General features: G+C 62.8%; 22 protein-coding genes. 7 read left to right on the forward strand and 15 right to left on the reverse strand.

The genetic code is table 11. The annotated features are described in order from the left end of the window. Positions 1 to 83 precede the first annotated feature (83 nt). The 5 genes from KF827_RS15650 to KF827_RS15670 all read right to left on the reverse strand — a co-directional run bounded on the left by KF827_RS15650 (position 84) and on the right by KF827_RS15670 (position 3,948). Positions 84 to 476, reverse strand: a complete 393-nt coding sequence (locus tag KF827_RS15650; RefSeq protein ID WP_291007358.1) for a type II toxin-antitoxin system VapC family toxin — start codon at positions 474 to 476, stop codon at positions 84 to 86. Next, a complete protein-coding gene (locus KF827_RS15655; protein WP_291007360.1) occupies positions 473 to 721 on the reverse strand; it encodes a type II toxin-antitoxin system VapB family antitoxin in 249 nt (82 codons plus the stop codon). Before KF827_RS15655 ends, KF827_RS15650 begins: the two co-directional genes overlap by 4 nt. Before the next feature lie 49 nt (positions 722 to 770). Then, complete coding sequence (locus KF827_RS15660; protein ID WP_367273145.1) at positions 771 to 1,799, reverse strand: ABC transporter permease; 1,029 nt, start codon at positions 1,797 to 1,799, stop codon at positions 771 to 773. A 13-nt stretch (positions 1,800 to 1,812) separates the two neighbouring features. Then, a complete protein-coding gene (locus KF827_RS15665; RefSeq protein ID WP_291007364.1) occupies positions 1,813 to 2,940 on the reverse strand; it encodes a microcin C ABC transporter permease YejB in 1,128 nt (375 codons plus the stop codon). Positions 2,941 to 3,012: 72 nt separating this feature from the next. Continuing rightward, positions 3,013 to 3,948 carry a LysR family transcriptional regulator gene (locus KF827_RS15670; RefSeq protein ID WP_291007366.1) on the reverse strand — a complete coding sequence of 312 codons (936 nt, stop codon included), beginning with the start codon at positions 3,946 to 3,948 and terminating at the stop codon, positions 3,013 to 3,015. A gap of 103 nt (positions 3,949 to 4,051) precedes the next feature. On the opposite strand from KF827_RS15670, the gene KF827_RS15675 reads away from it, so the two are divergent. Next, the gene (locus tag KF827_RS15675; RefSeq protein ID WP_291007368.1) at positions 4,052 to 6,190 is read left to right on the forward strand and encodes a malate synthase G; all 2,139 of its coding nucleotides are present in this window, start codon (positions 4,052 to 4,054) and stop codon (positions 6,188 to 6,190) included. On the opposite strand, the gene KF827_RS15680 is transcribed toward KF827_RS15675, so the two are convergent. The 3 genes from KF827_RS15680 to KF827_RS15690 are packed head-to-tail and all read right to left on the reverse strand — an operon-like array spanning position 6,187 to position 10,142. Next, on the reverse strand, positions 6,187 to 7,257 hold the full coding sequence (locus tag KF827_RS15680; RefSeq protein WP_291007370.1) for a glycosyltransferase: 1,071 nt from the start codon (positions 7,255 to 7,257) through the stop codon (positions 6,187 to 6,189). The genes KF827_RS15675 and KF827_RS15680 overlap by 4 nt on opposite strands. Beyond that, positions 7,254 to 8,351 carry a glycosyltransferase gene (locus KF827_RS15685; protein ID WP_291007372.1) on the reverse strand — a complete coding sequence of 366 codons (1,098 nt, stop codon included), beginning with the start codon at positions 8,349 to 8,351 and terminating at the stop codon, positions 7,254 to 7,256. Before KF827_RS15685 ends, KF827_RS15680 begins: the two co-directional genes overlap by 4 nt. A gap of 18 nt (positions 8,352 to 8,369) precedes the next feature. Then, entirely contained in the window at positions 8,370 to 10,142 is a 1,773-nt protein-coding gene (locus KF827_RS15690; RefSeq protein WP_291007375.1) for an SLC13 family permease, read from the reverse strand. Between the two features lie 176 nt (positions 10,143 to 10,318). Between KF827_RS15690 and KF827_RS15695 the strand changes: the two genes are divergently transcribed. After that, positions 10,319 to 11,608: an NCS2 family permease gene (locus KF827_RS15695; protein ID WP_291007377.1), complete on the forward strand. Its 1,290-nt coding sequence runs from the start codon at positions 10,319 to 10,321 to the stop codon at positions 11,606 to 11,608. Positions 11,609 to 11,612: 4 nt separating this feature from the next. Further along, positions 11,613 to 12,659, forward strand: coding sequence for an adenosine deaminase (locus KF827_RS15700; RefSeq protein WP_291007379.1), 1,047 nt, complete (start codon positions 11,613 to 11,615; stop codon positions 12,657 to 12,659). Positions 12,660 to 12,684: 25 nt separating this feature from the next. On the opposite strand, the gene KF827_RS15705 is transcribed toward KF827_RS15700, so the two are convergent. Further along, complete coding sequence (locus KF827_RS15705; RefSeq protein ID WP_291007381.1) at positions 12,685 to 12,957, reverse strand: GNAT family N-acetyltransferase; 273 nt, start codon at positions 12,955 to 12,957, stop codon at positions 12,685 to 12,687. 38 nt (positions 12,958 to 12,995) lie between these two features. Then, entirely contained in the window at positions 12,996 to 13,934 is a 939-nt protein-coding gene (locus KF827_RS15710) for a DMT family transporter (protein ID WP_291007383.1), read from the reverse strand. A gap of 214 nt (positions 13,935 to 14,148) precedes the next feature. On the opposite strand from KF827_RS15710, the gene KF827_RS15715 reads away from it, so the two are divergent. After that, the gene (locus KF827_RS15715; RefSeq protein WP_291007385.1) at positions 14,149 to 14,805 is read left to right on the forward strand and encodes an alternative oxidase; all 657 of its coding nucleotides are present in this window, start codon (positions 14,149 to 14,151) and stop codon (positions 14,803 to 14,805) included. A gap of 17 nt (positions 14,806 to 14,822) precedes the next feature. Here KF827_RS15715 and KF827_RS15720 read toward each other — a convergent pair whose 3' ends face one another. Continuing rightward, positions 14,823 to 16,538: an ATP-binding protein gene (locus KF827_RS15720; protein ID WP_291007387.1), complete on the reverse strand. Its 1,716-nt coding sequence runs from the start codon at positions 16,536 to 16,538 to the stop codon at positions 14,823 to 14,825. Between the two features lie 261 nt (positions 16,539 to 16,799). Between KF827_RS15720 and cmk the strand changes: the two genes are divergently transcribed. Both cmk and rpsA read left to right on the forward strand, forming a co-directional pair. Then, positions 16,800 to 17,444, forward strand: a complete 645-nt coding sequence (gene cmk / locus KF827_RS15725; RefSeq protein WP_291007389.1) for a (d)CMP kinase — start codon at positions 16,800 to 16,802, stop codon at positions 17,442 to 17,444. Between the two features lie 138 nt (positions 17,445 to 17,582). Further along, complete coding sequence (gene rpsA, locus KF827_RS15730) at positions 17,583 to 19,322, forward strand: 30S ribosomal protein S1 (RefSeq protein WP_291007391.1); 1,740 nt, start codon at positions 17,583 to 17,585, stop codon at positions 19,320 to 19,322. Between the two features lie 57 nt (positions 19,323 to 19,379). On the opposite strand, the gene KF827_RS15735 is transcribed toward rpsA, so the two are convergent. From KF827_RS15735 to KF827_RS15750, 4 genes are all read right to left on the reverse strand, one after another. Next, complete coding sequence (locus KF827_RS15735) at positions 19,380 to 19,877, reverse strand: YcgN family cysteine cluster protein (protein ID WP_291007393.1); 498 nt, start codon at positions 19,875 to 19,877, stop codon at positions 19,380 to 19,382. Between the two features lie 10 nt (positions 19,878 to 19,887). Beyond that, positions 19,888 to 21,132, reverse strand: coding sequence for a polyhydroxyalkanoate depolymerase (locus tag KF827_RS15740; RefSeq protein WP_291007395.1), 1,245 nt, complete (start codon positions 21,130 to 21,132; stop codon positions 19,888 to 19,890). 180 nt (positions 21,133 to 21,312) lie between these two features. Further along, positions 21,313 to 21,939 carry an SCO family protein gene (locus KF827_RS15745; RefSeq protein WP_291007397.1) on the reverse strand — a complete coding sequence of 209 codons (627 nt, stop codon included), beginning with the start codon at positions 21,937 to 21,939 and terminating at the stop codon, positions 21,313 to 21,315. Continuing rightward, positions 21,936 to 22,280: a 4a-hydroxytetrahydrobiopterin dehydratase gene (locus KF827_RS15750; protein ID WP_291007399.1), complete on the reverse strand. Its 345-nt coding sequence runs from the start codon at positions 22,278 to 22,280 to the stop codon at positions 21,936 to 21,938. Before KF827_RS15750 ends, KF827_RS15745 begins: the two co-directional genes overlap by 4 nt. A gap of 100 nt (positions 22,281 to 22,380) precedes the next feature. Here KF827_RS15750 and KF827_RS15755 point away from each other — a divergent pair, with 100 nt between their 5' ends. Continuing rightward, on the forward strand, positions 22,381 to 22,782 hold the full coding sequence (locus KF827_RS15755; RefSeq protein ID WP_291007401.1) for a metallopeptidase family protein: 402 nt from the start codon (positions 22,381 to 22,383) through the stop codon (positions 22,780 to 22,782). Position 22,783 lies beyond the last annotated feature (1 nt).

A 22,783-nucleotide genomic window follows, 5' to 3' on the forward strand; every position in this document is an offset into this window, starting at 1 on the left:
GGAGATATGGTCGACGGCGACGCTTGTCCGGCCACCTTGGGTGAAGGCGACGGAGAGATCGCGGACCGAAAGGAGAGGCTCGCTCAAAGTGCTGCCTCGACGTCGGTCTTGCGGAAATCGTCGCCCTTGAACAGCAGCGGCTCGCTTCGAGCCTTGGACAGTGCGTAGGCGAAACAGTCGCCGAGATTGAGCTGGGCAGCGTGATTGCCCCTGCCGAAGCGCTGGTATGCCTCGCGCGCGAGCTTCGCTTGCTGGGCGGTCGAAGCAGCGATTTTGACGTCCAGTGCGTCGAGCAGTGGATCTAGTTCCTCGGCCTTGCCCCTGACCGGCAATCGATCAACACGCACTGCAGCCTCCAGATAGTTCATTGGCGAGATCGCATGGTCGCCCGGCGTCTCGGCGATTAGCCGCTTGAATGCCGGTCCTTCCGATTCCTCAAGGAGAATCGCTAACACTGCCGAGGTGTCGACGATCATTTTGGGAGCCCAAACTCGTCATAGAGATCGGAATGGTCACTTGTGACCCCCGGTGGCGTGGGGCCGGATCGGGCTAGAACTTCGTCGATCCGCCTGATTTTCTCGGCGACATCCCGCTCGCGCTGAAGCCGAGCGAGCCGCTCGCGCAAGGCAACGACGACCGCCGACGTTATCGTTTCTCCGGTATGATCCGTAATAGCCTTGGCGAGTTGGTGCGCTTCCTCACTCTTTATGTTCATGCCCATCGGGCGGCTCCATGGTAGAAAACCACCAATATTATACCACCGACGGAACTCACCTGAAAGTCTTGCGGGGGTCGAAGGCGTCGCGCGTCGCCTCGCCGATAAAGATCAGCAGCGACAGCATCAGCGAGATCACCACGAAGCCGGACAAGCCGAGCCATGGCGCATTGAGGTTGCGCTGTCCTTGACGGAGGAGTTCGCCGAGCGACGCCGAACCGGGCGGCAGTCCGAAACCGAGGAAGTCGAGCGACGTCAGCGTCGAGATCGAGCCGTTGAGGATGAAGGGCAGCATGGTGAGGGTGGCCACCATGGCATTGGGCAGCACATGGCGCCACATGATGGCGATATCGTTCACGCCTAGCGCACGGGCGGCGCGCACATATTCGAAATTCCGCGCGCGCAGGAATTCGGCGCGCACCACGCCCACCAGGCTCATCCAGGAAAACAGCAGCAGCAATCCCAGCAGCCACCAGAAATTCGGCTGCACCACGCTGGCCAGGATGATCAGCAGATACAATGTGGGCAGGCCGGACCAGATTTCGATGAAGCGCTGGAACAGCAGATCGGTCAGGCCGCCGAAATAGCCCTGCACGGCGCCGGCCGCCACGCCGATGATGGACGAAAAGATGGTGAGGATCAGGCCGAACAACACGCTGATGCGGAAGCCATAGATCAGTCGTGCCACCACATCGCGGCCCTGATCGTCGGTGCCCAGCCAGTTATCCGTGCTGGGCGGCCCCGGCGCCGGAACCTGCAGATCCAGATTGATCGTGCGGTAGGAATAGCGGATCGGCGGCCAGATCATCCAGCCGTCCTTTTCGGCGATCAAGTCTTGCAGGTAGCTGTCGCGGTAATTCGCCTGGGTTTCAAAATCGCCGCCGAAGGCGGTTTCGGGATAATCCACCAACAGCGGATAATAGAATTTTCCATCGAAGCGCAGCAGCACCGGTTTGTCGTTGGCGATCAATTCGGCGCCCAGGCTGAGGATGAACAACGCAAGGAAAATCCACAAAGACCAGAAACCGCGTCGGTTGCGCTTGAAATTCAGCAAGCGGCGGCGATTGATCGGCGACAGGGTAATCATGCGCGGGCCATCAGGTCTTACGGCTCTCGAAATCGATGCGCGGATCGATCGCCACATACATCAGGTCTGAAATCAGCCCCACGATCAAACCCAGCAGCGTGAAGATGAACAATGTGCCGAACATGATCGGATAATCGCGCTTCAAGGCGGCCTCGAACCCCAGCAGCCCAAGGCCATCCAGCGAAAAGATCACTTCGATCAGCATCGACGAGGTGAACAGGATGCCGATCAGCGCGGCAGGGAAGCCGGCGGTGACGATCAGCATGGCATTGCGGAAAACGTGGCCATACAGCACGCGGTTGGGCGTGAGGCCCTTGGCGCGCGCGGTCTGCACATATTGTTTGTTGATTTCTTCCAGGAAGGAATTCTTGGTCAGCATGGCCAGGCCGGCAAAGCCGCCGATCACCATGCTGATGACCGGCAGCACCATATGCCAGGCGTAATCGGCGGCCTTGCCCAGCAGGCTCAGTTCGGCCCAGTTATCCGATGTGAGGCCGCGCAAGGGAAACCATTGGAAGAAACTGCCGCCGGCAAACAGCACCACCAACAGCACGGCGAACAGGAAGGACGGGATCGAATAGCTGATGACCAGGGCCACCGAAGTCCAGGTATCAAACGGCGTGCCATCGCGCACCGCCTTGGCGATGCCGAGCGGAATCGCGATCAGGTAGGTAAGCAAGGTGGTCCACAGGCCCAGCGAGATCGAAACCGGCAGTTTCTCGACGATCAGGTCGATCACCTTGCGGCCACGGAAATAGCTTTCGCCGAAATCCAGTTGCAGGTAATTGCCCAGCATCATGAAGAATCGTTCATGGGCCGGCTTGTCGAAGCCGAATTGCTGCTCGAGTTTTTTCACGAAAGCCGGGTCCAGCCCCTGCGCGCCGCGGTATTTGCTGCCCAGATCGCCGCTGGCGCCGGCGCCTGCGGCCGGTTGAGCCCCGCTCATGCCCACGCCGTCGCCGCCGCCGGCAGTGCCGGCTATGCGCGCGGTGGCATCCACCGCCGTGCCGGTGATCTGCGCAATCACCTGTTCCACCGGGCCGCCAGGCGCGAATTGCACCACCACGAAATTGATCACCATGATGCCCAGCAGGGTAGGGATCATCAGCAGCAGGCGGCGGAAGATATAGGCGCTCATGCAATGCGTCGCGGCTGTCGGTGAATCATCGGCGCACCGTAACACGAAAACGCCGCGCGGGATAAAGCCATATCACGCATGTGTGTTCAATGCCTGTTCCAGATCGGCATCCCAATAGGGTGCTGGCGCATAGAGCCTGCGCAGATGCTCGATGAACCGCACCACGCCGGCCGGCACGTAATTGCTGGCCGGGTGCACGGCGAAGATGTTCACATCGGCGGCGCCGGGATGCTCGGGCAACACCACGCGCAGCCGCCCGGCGCGCAGGTCCGGTCCGATATCCCAGGTGGAACGCAGGGCGATGCCCATGCCGGCCAGCGCCAATTCGCGCACCACCTCGCTGGAATTGGTGCGCAGGATGCTGGTGCCGGCAATGCTGACCGGGCCGCTGTCTTTCGAGCCCGGGCGCCCCTGCAGTCGCCAGGGCAATTGCCCATCGGCGGCCAGCAGGCGATGGCGGGCAAGGTCTTTCAGCCGGGTGGGCGCGCCATGTTCGGCCAGGTAGGCCGGGCTGGCGCAGAGAAAGCGGCGGTTGGGCGCCAGCTTGTGGCCGCTCAGGCCGCCTTCGATATTGGCTGCCACGCGGATCGCCACGTCGATCCGTTCCGCCACCAGATCGGAATAGGCATCGGAAAGCTCAAGCTCCACCTGCAAGCGCGGCCAGCGATCCAGGAAGGGTTTCAGATGCGGCGCCACATGCAGGCGGCCAAACGAAGTGGGTGCCGAGATGCGCAACAGGCCGTTCGGGTCGCCGGCAATCCCCGAAACCAGGTTTTCCGCTTCCCGCGAGGCGGCCAGAATCTGCGCCACGCGCTCATAAAAACGCTGGCCGGCCTCGGTGGTGGAAAGCTTGCGCGTGGTCCGGTGCAGCAGCTTGGCGCCCAGCCTTTCCTCCAGCCGGGCGATCCGCTTGGACACCATGGCCGGCGACAGGTTGAGCGAGCGCCCGGCGGCGGCCAGGCTGCCGGTCTCGATCACCCGGGCATAAAGCTGATATTCGGCATCCATAGATTATTTCTCCATAAGAACGACTGTATTCAATTATTGCCATCTTTTGCAATAATGCCGGGGCGGTTATTGTGGCGCCATCGTTAAACAGGGATGCCAGACAATGACCGCAACACTCGACCGCGCCGGCCTCAAGGTGGCCGCCATTCTTGCCCGTTTCATCGAGGAAAAGGCGCTGCCCGGCACCGGCTTGCAGCCGGCGGCCTTCTGGCAGGGCGTGGCCGATATCTTCGCCCGCTTCACGCCGGAGAACCGCGCCCTGCTGGCCAAGCGCGACGACCTGCAGGCCAAAATCGACGCCTGGCACAAGGCGCGTGCGGGCAAGCCCCATGATGCCGCCGCTTACGAAGCGTTTCTGCGCGAGATCGGCTATCTGGTGCCGGAGCCCAAGCCGTTCAGCATCGCCACCAAAAATGTCGATCCCGAAATCGCCACCATGGCTGGGCCGCAGCTGGTGGTGCCGGTGCTGAATGCGCGTTTCCTGCTCAACGCCGCCAATGCGCGCTGGGGCAGCCTGTATGATGCCTATTACGGCACCGATGCGATCCCGCAGGAAGCGAATACCAAGCCGGGCTACGACCCGGCGCGCGGTGCCAAGGTGATTGCCAAGGCCAAGGCGTTTCTGGATCAATCCGTGCCGCTGCAAAGCGGCAGCCATGCCGATGTGGCCGGCTGGTCGGTGCAGGGCGGCAAACTGCTGCCGGCTTTGCGCGATGCCGCTGCCTTCGTGGGCTATCGCGGCGATGCCGCCGCGCCCAGCGCGGTGCTGCTGCGGCATAACGGCCTGCATATCGAATTGAAGCTGGATCGCAGCCATCCGATCGGCAAGAGCGACCCGGCCGGGTTGGCCGATGTGATCCTGGAATCGGCGCTCACCACCATTGTCGATCTGGAAGATTCGGTCGCCGCCGTGGATGCGGAAGACAAAGTGGAGGCCTATGCCAATTGGCTCGGCCTGATGCAGGGCAATCTGGAAGCCAGTTTCGAGAAGGGCGGCCGCACGCTTGTCCGCGCGCTGGAGGCCGACCGGCAATACACCGCGCCCGATGGCGGCAGCCTCGCCCTGCCGGGCCGTTCGCTGCTTTTCGTGCGCAATGTTGGCCATCTGATGACCAATCCGGCGATTCATCTGCCCGATGGCAGCGAGGCTTTCGAGGGCATCCTGGATGGCATCGTCACCAGCCTGATCGCCATGCATGATCTCAAGCGCCAGGGCCGTTTCGTCAACAGCCGTGCCGGTTCGTTTTATATCGTGAAGCCGAAGATGCATGGTCCCGAAGAATGCGCTTTTGCCAATCGTTTGTTCGATGCCATCGAGGATCTGCTGGGTCTGGCGCGCCATATCGTGAAGGTGGGCGTGATGGATGAGGAGCGCCGCACTTCGGCCAATCTGGCAGCCTGCATCGAAGCCGTGCAGAACCGTATCGTTTTCATCAATACCGGCTTCCTGGATCGCACCGGAGACGAGATGCATACCGCGATGCAGGCCGGCCCGATGGTGCGCAAGGCCGAGATGAAGGCCAGCGCCTGGATCAATGCTTATGAGCCGCGCAATGTGGCCATCGGCATCGCTTGCGGCCTGTCGGGCAAGGCGCAGATCGGCAAGGGCATGTGGGCGGCGCCCGATCGCATGGCCGACATGCTGGAGCAGAAAATCGGCCATCCGCGCACCGGCGCCAACACCGCCTGGGTGCCCAGCCCCACGGCGGCCACTTTGCATGCCACGCATTACCATGTCGTGGATGTGTTCAAGCGCCGCGAGGATGTGGCGCGCGAGGGCGTGCCGCCGCTAGCCGCGCTGCTGACTTTGCCTTTGGCAACGGGCCGCAATTATTCCGAACAGGATGTGCGCGACGAGCTGGACAACAACGCGCAAGGCATTCTCGGCTATGTGGTGCGCTGGGTGGATCAGGGCATCGGCTGTTCCAAGGTGCCCGATATCCACGATATCGGCCTGATGGAAGATCGCGCCACCCTGCGGATTTCCTCGCAACATATGGCAAACTGGCTGCTGCATGGCATCTGCACGGCCGAGCAGGTGGAAGCTTCCTTCCGTCGCATGGCCGCCAAGGTGGATGCGCAGAATGCCAATGATCCGCTCTACAAGCCGATGGCGCCGAACCCGCAGGCTTCGCTGGCCTTCCAGGCGGCGCGCGCGCTGGTATTCGAAGGGCTGACCCAGCCGAACGGCTATACCGAGCCGCTGCTGCATGCCTTCCGCCAGAAGGTGAAGGCGCTTTAGGCGTAAAGCCGGCGGAAACTCTGCGCCGCGCGCGGCAGGCTGAATTCGGTTTCGATCCTGTCGCGCGCCGCCTGGCGCAGGGCTGTCATCCGTTCGGGCGGCAGGGCCAGCAGGCTGCGTGCGGCTTCGGCCAGTGCCTCTGCATTGCCTGGCGGCACGATGCGGCCGGTCTCGCCGATGATCAATTTTGCATCGCCCACATCGGTGGCCACCACCGGCAGGCCGCTGGCCATCGCTTCGCCGATCGCGTTGGAAAACCCCTCGCCGAAAGCCGAGCTTGATACCAGCAGATCGGCGGCGGCCAGCAGGGCAGGCACATCGTCGCGCCGGCCCAGCCGGAAAAGCCGTGGATGATCGGGCAGGCTTTGCGTGCCGATGCCGGCGGCGAAAGCCTTCACGCCGGGCAGCAGGTCCAGCATGCGGATAAAGGTTGGATAATCCTTCATCGCATCGTTGCGTGCCAGGCAGGCGATCAGCGGCGTGGCATCGTCGATGCCCAGTTCGGCGCGGATCTGCGCACGTGCGGCGGCATCGGGCTTGAAGCGGTCCAGCTCGATACCGTTATGCACCAGGGCCCAGCGTTTCGGATGATAGCCGAGTGCAGCATGCACCTGCTGGCCGGCGGCGGAATTCACGCTCACGATATCGGGCCGGCCGGATAATTTCGCCGCCAGCCTTACCGCTCCGCGCAGCCAGGGACGATAGAGATCCAGCCGCATATCGGAGCAGCGTATGCCCCAGATCAGCCGGGTTTCCGCGCGCCGGCCGGAAAGCTGCAGCGCGGCCAGCGCTGCCAGGTCGGCGTAATACATCCAGCTTTGCACGACATCGGGTTTTTCGCGGCGGATGATGCCGGCCAGTTGCAGGATGGCCAGCGGCCCGAACCGCAGATCCAGATCGTACACCGGCACGCCGTTCTGGCGCAGCTTCTGCGCATTCGATCCGCCGCGCAGCAGCGTGACGGCGCTTTGCTGCAAACCGGGTTGCCGCAACAGCAACAGACGGGTCAGCATCGCTTCAGCGCCGCCGCTGGAAAGCCCGTTGATCACATGCAGGATACGGGTCAAGCCAGTAAGGCCTCCCAGCCATCCAGCACGCGGTCCAGCTCATACTGCCAGGGCAGCAGGCTGGGGCGGGCGCCCTCATTGTCGGCCAAGGGCTGCGGCTGCAAGGCGGCCAGCGCGGCGCTGTATTCGGCATCGAAGCGAGCCAGCGTGACAGCGCCGCGTTGTGCTGCCGCCGCCACTTCGGCCAGGCCGCCGGCTTCCGGCGTGCCCAGCACAGGGGTGCCCAGCGCCAGGGCTTCCAGGGCCACATTCGGCATGCCTTCCCAGCGCGATGGCAGCAGCAGCGCATCGGCGCCGGCGATCCAGGCCGCGGCATCGGGCTTGAAGCCCTCGAAATGCACGCGGTTCATCAGGCCGAGCTGCTGTGTTTGCTGGATCAGTGCCGCCTGCATCGGGCCATCGCCCAGGATGCTGAGTTCGGCATTGTCGGGCATGGCATGCAGCAATGGCAGCAGACGGTCGAAGCCTTTCTGGTGGGTGAGGCGGCCCACCGCCACCAGGCGCAGGCCTTCTCCCGGCATGCGCAGCGGTGCATGCCGACGCAGCGCCAGGCTATCCACCGGATTGGGCAGCAGTTGCAATTTGTCGCGTGCGATGCCGAGCTGATAATGGAATTCGTCGGCCATGCGTTCAGAGGTGGCGATCACCTTGGCGGCCAGCGGATAAAGCAGGCGATAGGCCAGCCGCAATGTGGTGGCATTCACCAGCAGGCCTGATTGTGCCGCCAGGCTCAGCGATGGCAGGTTGGCCTCGCGGAAATACAGCCTGGTGCCTACCGGCAGGAAGGGCTTGATCGCCGCCAGGCCGAGATTGATATGCCCGAAGGTGGAAACCACCCGGCTGGGGCCCAGCCGCCGCAATACGCCGCCGATGCCGGTCAGCGCCGCCCGCAGGCGCGGGGTTTTCAGATCGAAGCGCGGGATCCCCGGATGCGCCAGATTGGCCAGCGGGCCTTGGGCTTCCAGCAGGATCAGCCCCACGCGATGGCCGCGCCGATGCAGGCCATGGGCAACCGTCAGCGCCACGCGCTCGGCCCCGCCGCCGGCATAGGACGGCAGCACGAACAGGATCGGGGTGGGATCTGAATGCGCCATAGGCGATGCATACAGAAACTAGAGCGGCCAGACCAGGGGAATGAGGATCAGGCTGGCAATGAACACCACGATTTCCAAGGGCAGACCCAGGCGCCAATAATCGCTAAAGCGGTAGGCGCCGGGCCCCATCACCAGCAGGTTGTTCTGATGCCCGACCGGCGTGAGAAAGGCGCAGGACGCACCTACCGCCACTGCCATCAGGAAAGCATCGGGATTGGCATCCAGCCGTTTGGCGAGATCGATGCCCAGCGGCGCCATCAGCAGCGCCGTGGCGGCGTTGTTTACGATATCAGACATGAACATGGTGAGCAGCAGCATCAGTGCCAACAGCCAGAAACTGCCCAGGTCGCCGGCCAGCCCGGCTAGCAGATCGGCAATCAGCCGGGTGGCGCCGGTGCTTTCGAACGCATCGCCCACCGGCATCATGGCCCCCAGCAGCACCAGCACGGAGGCATCCACGGAATCATAGGCTTCGCGCAGATCGATGCGCTTGGTGAGCAGCAGCAGCACGGCGGCGGCAGTGAGGCAGATCGCGGCCGGCGCCAATCCGGCGGCAAGCGCTGCGAAGGCGGCCACGATCATTGCCATGGTAAGCAGGCCGCCGGGCCGTGGTTTCAGGTTCAGATCGCGCGGCGCCAATGGCAACAGGCCAAGGCGGTTGATGGCATCTTCCACCCGCTCGGCTTCGCCTTGCAACAGCAGCACGTCGCCGCCGACAAAGCGCCAGTTCTTCAAGCCGCGGAATTGCCCGGCGCCTTCGCGCGCCACGCCCAGCAGGTTCACCTGATGGCGTTGGCGCAGGCGCAAATCCACCGGGGTTTCGCCCACGATGGCGGTATGCGGCCGCACCACGGCTTCGGCTACCCGCAGATCGCCGGCCCGGGCATCCTCCATGGCGGCGTGTTTGGGTTTCACCAGGGTAAGGCCGAGCGGTTTCAGCATGCCGGCCAGGGCATCCGGCGCAGCCTGGATCAGCAAGGTGTCTTCCGCGCGCATCACGGTCCAGCGTGCCGCGCTGGGAATGGTCACGCCGCCGCGCAGCAGGCCCAGCAATTCGGCATCGGCCTCGTCCATCGCCGCCACTGCATCGGCCAGCGGTTTGCCCGCCAGCGCAGAATCCGCGCCCAGCCGGGCCTCCAGCAGATAATCATGCACCTCGCCGCTCTGGGCGGCCACGGGTGCGCGTTGCGGTACCAGCCGCCAGCCGCCCAAGGCGATGAACAATACGCCGGCCAAGGCCACGCCGCCGCCCACCGGGGCGAAATCCAGCAGGGCATAGCCCTCGCCCAGCCGTTCGGCCCGAATGCCGGAGATGATGATGTTGGGCGGGGTGCCAACCAGGGTGATCACACCGCCCAGCACCGTCACATAGCTCAGCGGCATCAAGGCCAGGCTGGGGGATTTGCCGGCCTGCGCGCAGATTGCCAGGGCAACCGGCATGAACAGCGCCAGGGCGGCCACATTGTTCATCACAGAGGATGCCAGGGTGGCCGGCAAACAGAGCAGCAGAAGCAGGCTGGCCGGGCTTTTGGCGCCGTTTGCCAGGCGGGCGGCCAGATCGTCCAGCAACCCGGTCTTGGCCACGGCGCGGCTGATCACCAGGGCGGCGGCCACGGTGATCACGGCCGGATGCCCAAAGCCCAGGAAGGCCTCCCGGGCCGGCACCAGGCCCAGCAATACGGCGGCCAGCAGCACCAGCAGGGCCACCAGGTCGTGGCGCCAGCGCCCCCAGGCGAACAGCACCAGGGCCGCGGCGAGTAGAATCAGGATTGCAGCTTGCTCGAAACTCATGGCCCAAACTACACGACAGGTCATGGCAAATGTAAGGCATGCGCAGGGCAGCCAGCACAGCTTTTAGGCTGCCTAAATGGGCGTCAGATTCCCGTGGCGTACGGCCAAAACTGCGACTAAAGTTGAAACGCAAAAGATGGAGTCGCGCCATCGTGGTGCGGCGGGGGAACCAGACAATGCTCGACCAATATTTCAAGCTGACCGAAAGCGGCACCACGGTAAAAACCGAGGTGCTGGCCGGTCTCACCACCTTCCTGACCATGGCCTATATCATTTTCGTGAACCCGATGATCCTGAAGGATGCGGGTATCGACCATGGCGCCGCTTTCGTGGCCACTTGCCTGGCCGCCGCAATCGGCACCGCGATCATGGGCCTGTATGCCAATTATCCGGTGGCGCTGGCCCCGGGCATGGGCCTGAATGCCTATTTCACCTACGGCGTGGTGCTGGGGATGGGGCATAGCTGGCAAGTGGCGCTGGGTGCCGTGTTCCTGTCGGGCGTGTTGTTCATCATCCTCTCATTGCTGCCGATCCGCGAGGCGATCATCAATGCCATTCCGCAATCGCAGAAGCTGGCCATCGGCGCCGGCATCGGCCTGTTCCTGGGCCTGATCGGCCTGAAGAATGGCGGCCTGGTGGTAGATCACCCAGCCACCCTGGTGGCGCTGGGCAAGATCGGTTCGGCCACGGTGCTGTTGGCGATTGCCGGCTTTCTGCTGATCGCGGTTCTCGATCATCGCAAGATACCGGGCGCGATCATGATCGCAATCCTGGTGGTCACCGTGCTGGGCATCGCGCTGGGGCTCTCGCCGTTCAACGGCATTGCCTCGATGCCGCCCAGCCTGGCGCCCACCTTCCTGAAGATGGATATCGCCGGAGCTTTCTCGCTGGGGCTTGTGGCTATCGTGTTCGCTTTCCTGTTCGTCGATCTGTTCGATACGGCCGGCACGCTGGTAGCAGTGTCGCAGCGCGCCAACCTGGTGGGCCCGGATGGCAAGCTGAAGCGGTTGAGCAAGGCGCTGATGGCCGATGCGGTGGCCACCGTGGCCGGTTCCGGTCTCGGTACCTCCACCACCACCAGCTATATCGAAAGCGCAGCCGGCATCCGCGTGGGTGGCCGCACAGGTCTCACCGCCACGGTGGTTGCGGTGCTGTTCCTGCTCAGCATCTTCCTGGCGCCGCTGGCCACGTCGATCCCGGCCTATGCCACGGCTCCGGCGCTGGTCTTTGTGGCTTGCGTGATGACATCCAGCCTGGCCAAGATCGACTGGGAAGACGTAACCGAATACGCCCCTGCCGTCGTCACGGCAGTGATGATGCCGTTCACCTTCTCGATCGCCACCGGCATCGGCCTTGGCTTCATCACCTATGTGGTGCTGAAGGCGCTGTCGGGCAAAATCTCGGATATCAATCCGGTGATGGCCATCTTGGCGGTGTTGTTCGTCGTCAAGTTCGCGGTGATCTGACGCAATGAGCGGGGGAGGCGCTTCGCGCGTTCTGCATGGCGCCTCCCTTGCCGCCTTTGTACAGGCCTTGCCCAAGGCGGAGTTGCATCTGCATATCGAAGGCAGCCTGGAGCCGGAATTGCTGTTCCGGCTGGCTTCCCGCAACGGCGTGCGGCTGGCCTACGCGGACGTGGAAAGCCTGCGCGCCGCCTATGATTTCCACGATCTGCAAAGTTTCCTGACCCTGTATTATCAAGGCGCCGCCGTGCTGCGCGAGGCGGTGGATTTCCATGAATTGGCGCTGGATTACATGGCGCGCGCCGCTGCCGATACGGTGCGGCATACGGAAATCTTTTTCGATCCGCAAACCCATACCGGGCGCGGCCTCAAGCTGGAAACCGTGATGGAGGGCCTGCTCGGCGGGTTGAATGAAGGTGCGCGGCGCTATGGCGTCAGTTGGGCGCTGATCCCTTGTTTCCTGCGCGACCTGAGCGAACAGGAAGCCTTCGATACGCTGGAATTGCTGTTGCCCTGGCGGCAGCATTTCAAGGCGCTGGGGCTGGATTCCGCCGAGCGCGCGCATCCGCCCTCGAAATTCCAGCGCGTTTTCGCCCGCGCTGCCGATCATGGCCTGCCGGCCGTGGCCCATGCCGGCGAGGAGGGGCCGCCTTCCTATATCACCGAGGCGCTGGACCTGCTGAAGGTCGTGCGCATCGATCATGGCGTGCGTGCGGTTGAGGATGCGGCCGTGATGCAGCGGCTGGCGCGCGAGGGCGTGCCGCTTACGGTCTGCCCGCTATCCAATCTCAAGCTGAAAGTGTTTTCCGATCTGCGCCAGCATAGCCTGCGGCAGATGTTGCGCGCCGGCCTGTGCTGTACCATCAATTCCGACGATCCGGCCTATTTCGGCGGCTATGTGGCCGAGAATTACCGCGCCATCGCCGAGGCGCAGGATTTGACCCGCGAGGATCTGCTGCAACTGGCGCGCAATTCCTTTACGGCATCCTTCCTGCCATCGGAACGCATTGCCGCGCATCTGGCCGAACTGGATGCTTTCGCGGCGGCCAACTAGGCTTTGGCAATCTGGGGCCGGACGCTCAGGCCAGAAGATCGTTGCTTTCCGGGTGCCGTCGCATCCAGGCGGCGGCATACGAGCAGAGCGGCATCAGCTTTTCATCGCGGCTGCGTGCAAGCTCTACGATGCCCTGCATCAGCCGGCCTGCCGCCCCCGATCCGCGCAAGGCCATCGGCGCTTCCACATGCAGGATGGCCACAACGTTATCCTTGCGGCGATAGCGCGCGAACACGATCTGCCCATCCACGGGCAATTCATACTGGCTGCGTTCGGTATTGTCGGTCACGCTGTTCATGGCATCAATGTGGTGAGCCCATGCGGATCAGGCAAGGCCTATTTTCGCACGGCCAGGCCCAGCACGATGCCCACCAGCAGCACCATCACGCCGATGATCTCCGCCCGCGCCGGCCTTTCGCGGAAAACCAGATACGACATCAGGAAGGTGAACACCATTTCCACCAGCCCAAGCATGCGCACATAGGCCGCCACCTGCATGGCCATGGCGGTGAACCAGCCGGCCGAACCGGCGGCGGAGGCGATGCCGACCATTATCCCGGGCCGCCAGGCTGCCAGCACCTGGCCGATCTGGCCTTTTTCCCGCCAGGCCAGCCAGCAGGCCATCACCAGGGTTTGGTAGATCGTAGCCCAGGCCAGGGTGGTGCCGGCGGCCAGCGGCATGTTGTCGGTATCCAACGACAGGGCGGCCGCGCGGAAGCCCACCGATGAAATCGCAAACAATCCGCCCGAGGCAATACCGATCAGGGCCGAACGCTCGGTCCAGCCGAGCAGAAAGGCATGCAGTTTGTTGTCGGCGTGTTTCAGCGAGATCAGCATCACCCCGATGGTGCCCAGGATGATCGCGGCGATGCCGCCGGGGCTCACCGCCTCGCCCAACAGCAGCAATCCGAAAATCGCCGCCTGGATCGCCTCGGTCTTGGAATAGGCGGTGCCGACCACGAAATTGCGCAAGGTCAGCGCCAGGATAAGCAGGTTGGTGGCAAATATCTGGAACGTGGCGCCAACCAGCAGCCAGCCGATGAATGCCCAATGCGGCGCCGGCACCGACAGGCCGGTGAAATGCACAACGGCGGTCAGATACAGCAGCGCCAGCGGCATGCCGTAGAGGAAGCGGGTGAAACTGGCGCCATTGGTGCTCAGCCGGCCCTTGAGCTGCTTTTGCAGCCCGGTGCGCACGGTCTGGCAGGCGGCGGCCCATATGGTGATGGGGATCCAGGCATAGGCTGCCCAGGCGAGGGAATCAGGGGCTGTCATGGCCGGCATTGAAGCGATCCGGCGGGCTGCTGGCAAACGAGAAATTCTCCCCGCATGTTGAGCCGTGTTTGTGCTGGATTGCCGGGTAGAATGGGGTCATTCTGCCGCATGGCAAACTGCCGCAGGGCATTCGGTCGCATAGCAATGCGGAAGCTGCGCACCAATATTAATCCCGGCAGGAGCGTTAAGCTCGTGCGCAAAGGAGAAATCCGCCATGCAAACCACGCCCCATGTCGATGCCATCACTCTTGATAGCCACCACCGGCCGAGCGGTATCAGCGACCGCTTCGCCTTCGGTTTCGTGAAGCTGCTGCGCTTTTTCGCCGATACCTTTTTCGCCAAGCGCTATGGCCATCGCGCCGTGGTGCTGGAAACCGTGGCCGCCGTGCCCGGCATGGTGGGCGGCATGCTCAACCATCTGAAAAGCCTGCGCCGCATGCAGGATGATCGCGGCTGGATCAAGACCTTGCTCGACGAAGCCGAAAACGAGCGCATGCATCTGATGACCTTCATCGAGATCGCCAAGCCTAATGCGCTGGAGCGCCTGCTGATCCTGCTGGTGCAGGGTGTGTTCTTCAACGCCTTTTTCGTGCTGTATCTGCTGGCGCCGAAAACCGCGCATCGCGTGGTGGGATATTTCGAGGAAGAGGCGGTGGTCAGCTACACGCAATATCTGGCCGAGATCGATGCCGGCCGGCATGAGAATGTGGCAGCACCCGAAATCGCCATAGCCTATTGGAAGCTGCCGCAGCAGGCGCGGCTGCGCGATGTGGTGATCGCGGTGCGGGCCGACGAGGCCGGCCATCGCGATGTGAATCATCGCTTTGCCGATGAGTTGGCGACCGGCCAGATGCGTCCGATCGGCGCGTAGAGCCAGGCGCGGGAAATTCAGGCCGCATCCAGCACCCGGCGGGGCGGGAAATGCAGCGTGGCGGCGGTGCCCTGCCGCAGCGCCGATTGCAATTCGATACGGCCGCCATGCAATTCGATCAGCGCGCGCACGATCGGCAGGCCGAGGCGGAAGCCATCCTGCGGTCGCGCCACCATGGCATTGCCATGGCCGAAGGGTTCGAAGATATGCGGTTTCTCGTCTTCCGAAATACCGCAGCCGGTATCGCGCACCGTAATCGCCAGGCCGTCGCGCTGGCGGTTTGCCGCCACTTCGATATGGCCGCCGGGTTCTGAATATTTCACGGCATTCGACAGCAGGTTGAGCAGCATCTGCCGCAGCAACAGCGGATCGGCCTGCAGCCGCATATCTGGCAAGGTGCCTACGCTGATGCTGAGGTGTTTGGCGTCCGCGGCGTGGCGCATGGTTTCCACGGCCTGGGAAATGGTTTCGCTCAAAGTGAGCGGTGCGTCTTGCAGCAGCGCGGCGCCGGCATCCAGGCGGGCGATTTCCAGCACCTGATTCACCAGCGAAAGCAGATGCTCGCCGCTGCGATGGATATCCAGGCCATAGCGCTGGTAGGTCTGGCTGATCGGCCCCAGCATGCCGCCGCCGATCACTTCCGAAAAGCCCAGAATGGCATTCAGCGGCGTGCGCAATTCGTGGCTCATACGCGCCATGAAATGCCGCTTGGCTTCGTTGGCCGCTTCGGCCTGGTGCAACGCCTCGCGCACCCGCAGGGCCTCGGCATCGCTGCGCGCCATCAGCCACAGGATCAACGCCATGAAACCCAGCACCAGCAATGTGCCGCCGCCGCCCAGGGCCAGCGGCAATGGCAGCGCGTCGCGCCATTTTTGGTCCAGCAAGGTTTTATCGATACCCACAAAAGCCACCAGCGGCGGATTGTCGATAAAGGCATAGCCGGCCAGCAAACGGCGCACATTGCGTGAGGCGGTGTATTCAACCACGCCGTTGTTACCCTGATTGCGGCGCAATTCGTCGAGAAAACCCACCGGCAGCCGGTCGCCCACCACGCCGGCTTCGTCGCGTGTGAGATACAGCACCAGGCCATCCTGGCGCAGGATGCCCAGAAAGGTGGGGGCCGAAAGCAGCAGGTCGCGGTAGGCTTCCTTGAAATGCAGGGTGGGTACGGTGGCCACGATGATATCGATGCCATGGCGGTTATGGCTGGCTTTCATGGCCAGGGTGATCACTTCCTGGCCGCTCAGCCGGCTGCGGTTTACGGCCGCCACGTAGATCTGCCCGGCATCGGCCTGGCGCAGGGCTGCAACGTAATCGCGGTCATGCACATCGGTTGTCTTGTCTCGCGCCCCCAGACGCCAGACCATGCGTTGCTGGTCCACCAGGCCGATCTGGATCGGCTCGATATCGAAGCTCTGCAACTTCTGCAGCAGGTGCTCTACATCGTTCATTGCGGTGAGGCCATCGGCCAGCAGGTAATCGGTGGTGGCCATCATCACCAGGGTGGCTTCCATGGCGCGGCGCATATGCGCATGCAGGGCTTTCTGGGCACCCTCCAGCTCGGTATAGGCATCTTGGTGCAGCCGGTCGCGATAGGCATAGATCTGATTGGCCGCGATGCCCCAGATGCCGGCTAGAACCAGCAGGGCGAACAGCACCACCATCAGCCGGGGCAGGCGGCCTAAGCCTTGCCCCGGACTTTTGCCGAGTATCAGGCGCAAAGAATTGCGCAACACCGCCTCCGTGGCGCTGGGTTCAGATGCTGGAACTGTCGCTACTATGGAGGGTTTCTCTAGCAGCAAGCAACCTAACGATATGTCGGGCTGACATCCTCACTTCCGAGTTGTGTATTATTGCGTGTATATTTTCCAAAATTATGATTTTCGGTGGCATTGCCGTGTTCGATGCAAATAAGGCCCGCTCGCTCACAGTGGCTTTGCGCGGAAGGCAGAACAGGCTAAACCAGCCGCCCGAATGGTCGGCACGAGGGCGGCATGGCATTTGTAGTGGCAATCGACGGCCCTGTGGCGGCCGGCAAGGGTACTCTGGCCCGGGCGCTGGCCGCACGGTTTGGCTTTGCCTATCTCGATACCGGTTCGCTCTACCGTGCCGTAGGCTCGAAGCTGCTGCGACAGGGCGGCGATCCGTCGGATGCCGATTTTGCTGCAAAGATAGCACAAAGCCTTGAATCCTCTGATCTATCGGTCCCAGACCTGCGGGCCGAGGCGGTCGGTCTTGCGGCGTCCAAAGTGGCCTCTATTCCTGCCGTGCGGGCGGCTTTGCTGGAGTATCAGCGCCGTTTTGCCAGCCAGCCGCCGCAGAATGCGCCGGGTGCCGTGCTGGATGGCCGCGATATCGGCACGGTGATCTGCCCCGATGCGCCGGTGAAGCTGTTCGTCACGGCCTCCGACGAAGTGCGGGCAGAGCGTAGATTCAAGGAGTTACAGGCCAAGGGCGAGGCCGTGTTGCTGGCCGATGTGCTGGCCGATCTGCGCCGCCGCGATGCCCAGGATGCCTCCCGTGCCACGGCGCCGCTGAAGCCTGCCGAGGATGCCCACTTGCTCGATACCTCCGGATTGGATATAGAAGCGGCCGTTGCCGCTGCCGCAAAACTGGTGTCGGCCAAGCTCAGTCCCTAAAAATCCGGTCGCTGACGCGGCGCCGGGTCAACCCCTCAAGCCTTTCGGCTGACGCGTCCGGCCGAATACGCGTTTCCTCGCGGCAGGTTCAAGCAAGACCCGCCGACGCGCTTTGAATACGAGGCTCCAGGAGAACAGATGGCTAAAGGTAAAGCAGCTCTGGCCCAGGTGGCCGAGCCGACCGACATTGAGAATTTCGCCGCCCTGCTGGACGAGTCGTTCAGCTCCTCGAACCTGATGGAAGGTTCGGTCGTTAAGGGTGTGGTGGTCTCGATCGAGAATGACTACGCGTTGATCGATGTGGGCTTGAAGTGCGAAGGCCGCATCGCGATGAAGGAATTTGCCGGCCCCGGCCGCGCCGCCGAGATCAAGGCGGGCGATGTGGTCGAGGTCTATCTCGAGCGGATCGAGAATGCGATGGGCGAAGCGGTGATCAGCCGCGACAAGGCCCGCCGCGAAGAAGCCTGGGAGAAGCTGGAACAGGCCTTCAATGCCAACCAGCGCGTGGAAGGCATCCTGTTCGGCAAGGTCAAGGGCGGCTTCACCGTCGACCTGTCGGGCGCCGTGGCCTTCCTGCCCGGCAGCCAGGTTGACGTGCGCCCGGTGCGCGATGTCGGCCCGCTGATGAACCAGCCGATGCAGTTCCAGATCCTGAAGATGGATCGCCGCCGCGGTAACATCGTGGTGTCGCGCCGCGCCGTGCTCGAAGAGAGCCGCGCCGAGGCCCGTTCGGAACTGGTGTCCAACCTGCGCGAAGGCCAGATCCTGGATGGCGTGGTGAAGAACATCACCGATTACGGCGCCTTCGTGGATCTGGGCGGCGTGGATGGCCTGCTGCATGTCACCGACATCGCCTGGCGCCGCGTCAACCATCCCTCCGAAGTGCTGAATATCGGCCAGACCGTTAAGGTGCAGGTGATCCGCGTCAATCCGGAAACCCAGCGCATCTCGCTCGGCATGAAGCAGCTCGAGGCGGATCCGTGGGAGGGCGTGAAGTCCAAGTATCCGGTGACCGCCAAGTTCATCGGTCGCGTCACCAACATCACCGATTACGGCGCCTTCGTGGAGCTGGAGCCGGGCGTGGAAGGCTTGGTGCACGTGTCCGAAATGAGCTGGACCAAGAAGAACGTGCATCCTGGCAAGATCGTCTCCACAAGCCAAGAAGTGGAAGTGATGATCCTCGAGGTCGATCCGGCCAAGCGCCGCATCAGCCTGGGCCTGAAGCAGTGCATGTCCAACCCCTGGGATGCCTTCGCCGACAAGCATCCGATCGGCTCGATCATCGAGGGCGAGATCAAGAACATCACCGAATTCGGTCTGTTCATCGGTCTCGACGGTCAGGTGGATGGCATGGTCCATCTCTCCGACCTGGATTGGAACAAGGCTGGCGAAGAAGCCATCAAGGATTACCAGAAGGGCCAGATCGTGAAGGCCCAGGTGCTCGACGTGGATACCGAGAAGGAGCGTATCTCGCTCGGCATCAAGCAGCTGGCCAATGATCCGTTCCAGTCGCTGGGCAGCCTGAAGAAGGGCAGCGTGGTCACGTCCACGGTCACCGCCGTGGATGCGCGCGGCATCACCGTTTCGGTGGGCGATGGCGTGCAGGGCTATATCCGCAAGGCCGAACTGAGCCGCGACCGCGACGAACAGCGTCCGGACCGCTTCTCGGTGGGCGACAAGCTGGATGCCAAGATCGTCACCATCGACGGCAAGGCCCGCAAGCTGAGCCTGTCGGTGAAGGCCCGCGAGATCGAGGAAGAGCGCGAAGCGATGGAGCAGTATGGCTCCGCCGATAGCGGCGCTTCGCTCGGCGATATCCTGGGTGCCGCCATGCGCAGCGCCAAGGCCAAGAAGGAAAACGACGACACCCCTGAATAATCAGCGGTTTCGGAGCATTCAAGGAAAACCCCGGCGCGCAATCGCCGGGGTTTTTCTTTATGTGGGATCGGTTGGTTTAAGCTTCGGCTTTTTCTTCGGCTTGGGCGGGCCCTTGGCATCTACCCAGCTGACGATGTGGTGTTCCAGCGGGCCGGCATCCAGTTCGGAAACCGAGCGGCCGCGCACCGACAGGCCGAGTTTGTGCACCAGCTCGCGGTCGCCGGTCTTGAGATGGTGCCACCAGGGCAGGTCGCGGCCCTTATGCACCAGGCGATAGGCGCAGGAGAGCGGCAGCCAATCCATCTTCGCCACTTTCTTGGGCGTGAGCTGGATGCAGTCGGGCACTTTCTTTTTGCGGTTGGGATAATCCGAGCATTGCCCGGTGGCGCCATCCAGCAGCTTGCAGGCCACGTTGGTGGTTTCGCAGGTGCCGGCATCCACGTCTTCCAGACGGTACAGGCAACATTTGCCGCAGCCGTCGCAGAGCGACTCCCATTCGGTGCGGTTCATGTCGTCCAGCGTCTTGGCGCGCCAGAAAGGTTTTTCGCGGGGCATGGCGGGCAGTTTATGCTTTCGCAGGCGGCTTGTCATGAGCCGCGATGAAAGCGGCCACGCGCGGGGCGATCTGCTCGCGCCAGCGGCGGCCGTTGAACACGCCGTAATGGCCCACGCCGGTTTGCAGGTGATGCTGGCGCATCGCCTTGGGGATGTTGGGGCAGATGGTTTGCGCCGCCTGGGTCTGGCCGATGCCGGAAATGTCGTCCAGTTCGCCTTCCACGGTGAATAGCGCGGTGCGCCGGATCGCGCCGGTATCCACCCGCTGGCCGCGCCAGGTGAATTCGCCTTTCGGCAGCAGATGCTTCTGGAATACGCGTTCCACGGTTTCCAGATAATAGTCCGCCGGCAGGTCCATCACCGAGAGATATTCATCATAGAATGTGCGGTGCTGGTTGGCGCTGTCGCCGTCGCCCTTGATCAGGTGATGGAACAATTCCACATGGGCATTCACATGGCGATCCAGATTCATGGTCATGAAGCCGGTCAGCTGGATGAAGCCGGGATAGACCCGCCGCATGAAGCCCGGATGGTTGAACGGCACGCGGTTGATCACATTCTGCTCGAACCACTCGATCGGATGCTCCTGCGCCAGGTTGTTCGGCGTGGTGGGGCTGATGCGGGTGTCGATCGGGCCGCCCATCAGGGTCATCGAACTGGGCGTACAGGCATCCTTCGCGGCGCTCATCAGCGCCACGGCGGCCAGCACCGGCACGCTGGGTTGGCACACCGCCATCACATGGGTGTTGGGGCCCAGGAAATGCAGGAAGTTGATCACGTAGTCGATATAGTCATCCAGTCCGAAGGCGCCCTCGGCCAGCGGCACGTTGCGGGCATCCACCCAGTCGGTGATGTAAATCTCGTGATCGGGCAGCAGGGCTTCCACCGTGCCGCGCAGCAGCGTGGCGTAATGGCCGGAAAGCGGCGCCACGATCAGCAGTCTGGAATCTTTCTGTTTCCGGTTCAGGCCTTCGCGCTTGAAATGCTTCAGGCGGCAGAATGGCAGCACCAGCGGATGCGTTTCCTGCACGGCATGGGGCTTGCCTTCGATCATGGTGCTGTGCAGGCCGAATTCCGGCTTGGCATAGCGGCGCGTGATACGCTCGAATACTTCCAGGCCAGCCGCCATGCTGCGCGCCGCCGGCGTAAAATTGCCGGGCAGGAAAGGCAGTTGCAGGAAATGCGATTGCGCTTCCGCCAACAGACGCACAGGCGCCAGAGCGGCATGTTGCAGCTCATGCAGATTGTAAAGCATGCGGGCCCACCCCTATGTAGCGCGGCGGATCGCCGAATCAGCGATGCGCCGCGAACGCAATGTTACAGGCAAAAGACTGCAGGAACAGTTAAATATTGCACTGCAACATAGGTGAGGATAGAGGCCCCGGGCCAGAAGACAAGCCCCAGGCCTGTAGGTTTGGGCTGCTGTGCTGATTGCTCAGAAGCTGGCACGCAGTTTCTTGGCGATCTCTTCCGGGGTGGAATTGTGCCGGAAATGCGCCAGATATTTCCCGTCTCGTCCCATCAGATAGATGAAGCCGGAATGGTCCACGGAATAATCCAGGCTGGAACCCGGCAATTGCACTTTCTGGTAATAGACCCGGTAGGCTTTCGCCGCCGCCGCAATCTGCTCGGGCGTGCCGGTGAGGCCGACCATGCGCTCGTGGAAGCTGGAGACATAGTCCTTCATCACCTCGGGCGTATCGCGCTCGGGATCCACGCTGACCAGAATGGGCGTCACCTTCTCGGCATCGGCACCCAGGTCATCCAGGGCGATGGCAATGGTTTGCATGCCGGTGGGGCAGATATCGGGGCAGGAAGTGAAGCCGAAATACACCAGCATCAGCTTGCCGGCATAATCCTTCTCGGTAACGCTGCGGCCATCCTGATCGGTCAGCGTGAAGGGGCCGCCGATGCTCACCTCGTTCACGCCGCCGCCGCCGCCATTGCCGTCGCTGCCATCCTGGGCCAGCCAGCCCGACAGGCTGATCCAGGCAAAACCCGCCGCCAGCAAAACCACAACGATGATAAGGCCGCGTCGCAAGCCGCGTATTGCATTGCTCATGATGATTGTCCGTTCTGAGTATCGCCGCTTCCGGAAACGCCACCATGGGCGGCGGCAAAGGCATCGATCACTTTTGCCAGCGCCGCATCGCGCTGGCTCAGGCCGCCGGCATCATGGGTGGTGAGCGTGATATCCACGCGGTTCCACACATTGAACCATTCAGGGTGATGGTCGGCCTTTTCGGCGGCCAAGGCCACGCAGGCCATGAATCCGAAGGCGGCGTTGAAATCCTTGAAGCGGATGCTGCGGAAGATTGCGTCGCGGCCATCGAGCAGGCGCCAATGCGGCAATGCAGCCAGGGCAGCTTCCCGTGCGGCGCCATCCAGTTTTGCAATCGCCATGCTTTCCTCCACCCGGAACAGATGTTAGGGGTAATCCTATAACCCAGCCACCGGCTTTGCCCAAGGCTGGAACCCCATCACGCTTTGGACAAATCGCCGCATGGCCGCACAACCGCAGATGCTCCCCCCCAGCCTGGACGACCTTGCAGCGCTCGGCGAAGCCGCGCTGGAGCGCCTGCGCCCAGCTTTCGGCCAGTTTATCGGCAATGTGCCGATCCGCGTGCAGGATTTCGCCGATGACGAAACGCTGCAGGCCATGGAGATCGAAAATCCCTTCGAGCTGATGGGGTTGTATCATGGCCGCACATTGGCCGATGAGGTGGCCGGCCATGGCGGCTTGCCGGCGATGATCTATCTCTATCGCCGGCCGTTGCTTGATTACTGGTGCGAAACCGCCGAGCCGCTGGATCGCGTGGTGCGCCATGTGCTGATCCACGAAGTGGGCCACCATTTCGGCCTGTCGGATGACGACATGGACCGGATCGAAACGGCGACGGATTAGC

The organism is Ferrovibrio sp. (assembly GCF_019636075.1).
GTDB lineage: Bacteria > Pseudomonadota > Alphaproteobacteria > Ferrovibrionales > Ferrovibrionaceae > Ferrovibrio.

Excerpts from the sequence above, each read along its gene's own strand:
- KF827_RS15650 (WP_291007358.1), bottom strand. The coding sequence starts at position 476 with ATGATCGTCGACACCTCGGCAGTGTTAGCGATTCTCCTTGAGGAATCG.
- KF827_RS15655 (WP_291007360.1), bottom strand. The coding sequence starts at position 721 with ATGGGCATGAACATAAAGAGTGAGGAAGCGCACCAACTCGCCAAGGCT.
- KF827_RS15665 (WP_291007364.1), bottom strand. The coding sequence starts at position 2,940 with ATGAGCGCCTATATCTTCCGCCGCCTGCTGCTGATGATCCCTACCCTG.
- KF827_RS15670 (WP_291007366.1), bottom strand. The coding sequence starts at position 3,948 with ATGGATGCCGAATATCAGCTTTATGCCCGGGTGATCGAGACCGGCAGC.
- KF827_RS15675 (WP_291007368.1), top strand. The coding sequence starts at position 4,052 with ATGACCGCAACACTCGACCGCGCCGGCCTCAAGGTGGCCGCCATTCTT.
- KF827_RS15685 (WP_291007372.1), bottom strand. The coding sequence starts at position 8,351 with ATGGCGCATTCAGATCCCACCCCGATCCTGTTCGTGCTGCCGTCCTAT.
- KF827_RS15690 (WP_291007375.1), bottom strand. The coding sequence starts at position 10,142 with ATGAGTTTCGAGCAAGCTGCAATCCTGATTCTACTCGCCGCGGCCCTG.
- KF827_RS15695 (WP_291007377.1), top strand. The coding sequence starts at position 10,319 with ATGCTCGACCAATATTTCAAGCTGACCGAAAGCGGCACCACGGTAAAA.
- KF827_RS15700 (WP_291007379.1), top strand. The coding sequence starts at position 11,613 with ATGAGCGGGGGAGGCGCTTCGCGCGTTCTGCATGGCGCCTCCCTTGCC.
- KF827_RS15705 (WP_291007381.1), bottom strand. The coding sequence starts at position 12,957 with ATGAACAGCGTGACCGACAATACCGAACGCAGCCAGTATGAATTGCCC.
- KF827_RS15710 (WP_291007383.1), bottom strand. The coding sequence starts at position 13,934 with ATGACAGCCCCTGATTCCCTCGCCTGGGCAGCCTATGCCTGGATCCCC.
- KF827_RS15715 (WP_291007385.1), top strand. The coding sequence starts at position 14,149 with ATGCAAACCACGCCCCATGTCGATGCCATCACTCTTGATAGCCACCAC.
- cmk (WP_291007389.1), top strand. The coding sequence starts at position 16,800 with ATGGCATTTGTAGTGGCAATCGACGGCCCTGTGGCGGCCGGCAAGGGT.
- rpsA (WP_291007391.1), top strand. The coding sequence starts at position 17,583 with ATGGCTAAAGGTAAAGCAGCTCTGGCCCAGGTGGCCGAGCCGACCGAC.
- KF827_RS15735 (WP_291007393.1), bottom strand. The coding sequence starts at position 19,877 with ATGCCCCGCGAAAAACCTTTCTGGCGCGCCAAGACGCTGGACGACATG.
- KF827_RS15740 (WP_291007395.1), bottom strand. The coding sequence starts at position 21,132 with ATGCTTTACAATCTGCATGAGCTGCAACATGCCGCTCTGGCGCCTGTG.
- KF827_RS15745 (WP_291007397.1), bottom strand. The coding sequence starts at position 21,939 with ATGAGCAATGCAATACGCGGCTTGCGACGCGGCCTTATCATCGTTGTG.
- KF827_RS15750 (WP_291007399.1), bottom strand. The coding sequence starts at position 22,280 with ATGGCGATTGCAAAACTGGATGGCGCCGCACGGGAAGCTGCCCTGGCT.
- KF827_RS15755 (WP_291007401.1), top strand. The coding sequence starts at position 22,381 with ATGGCCGCACAACCGCAGATGCTCCCCCCCAGCCTGGACGACCTTGCA.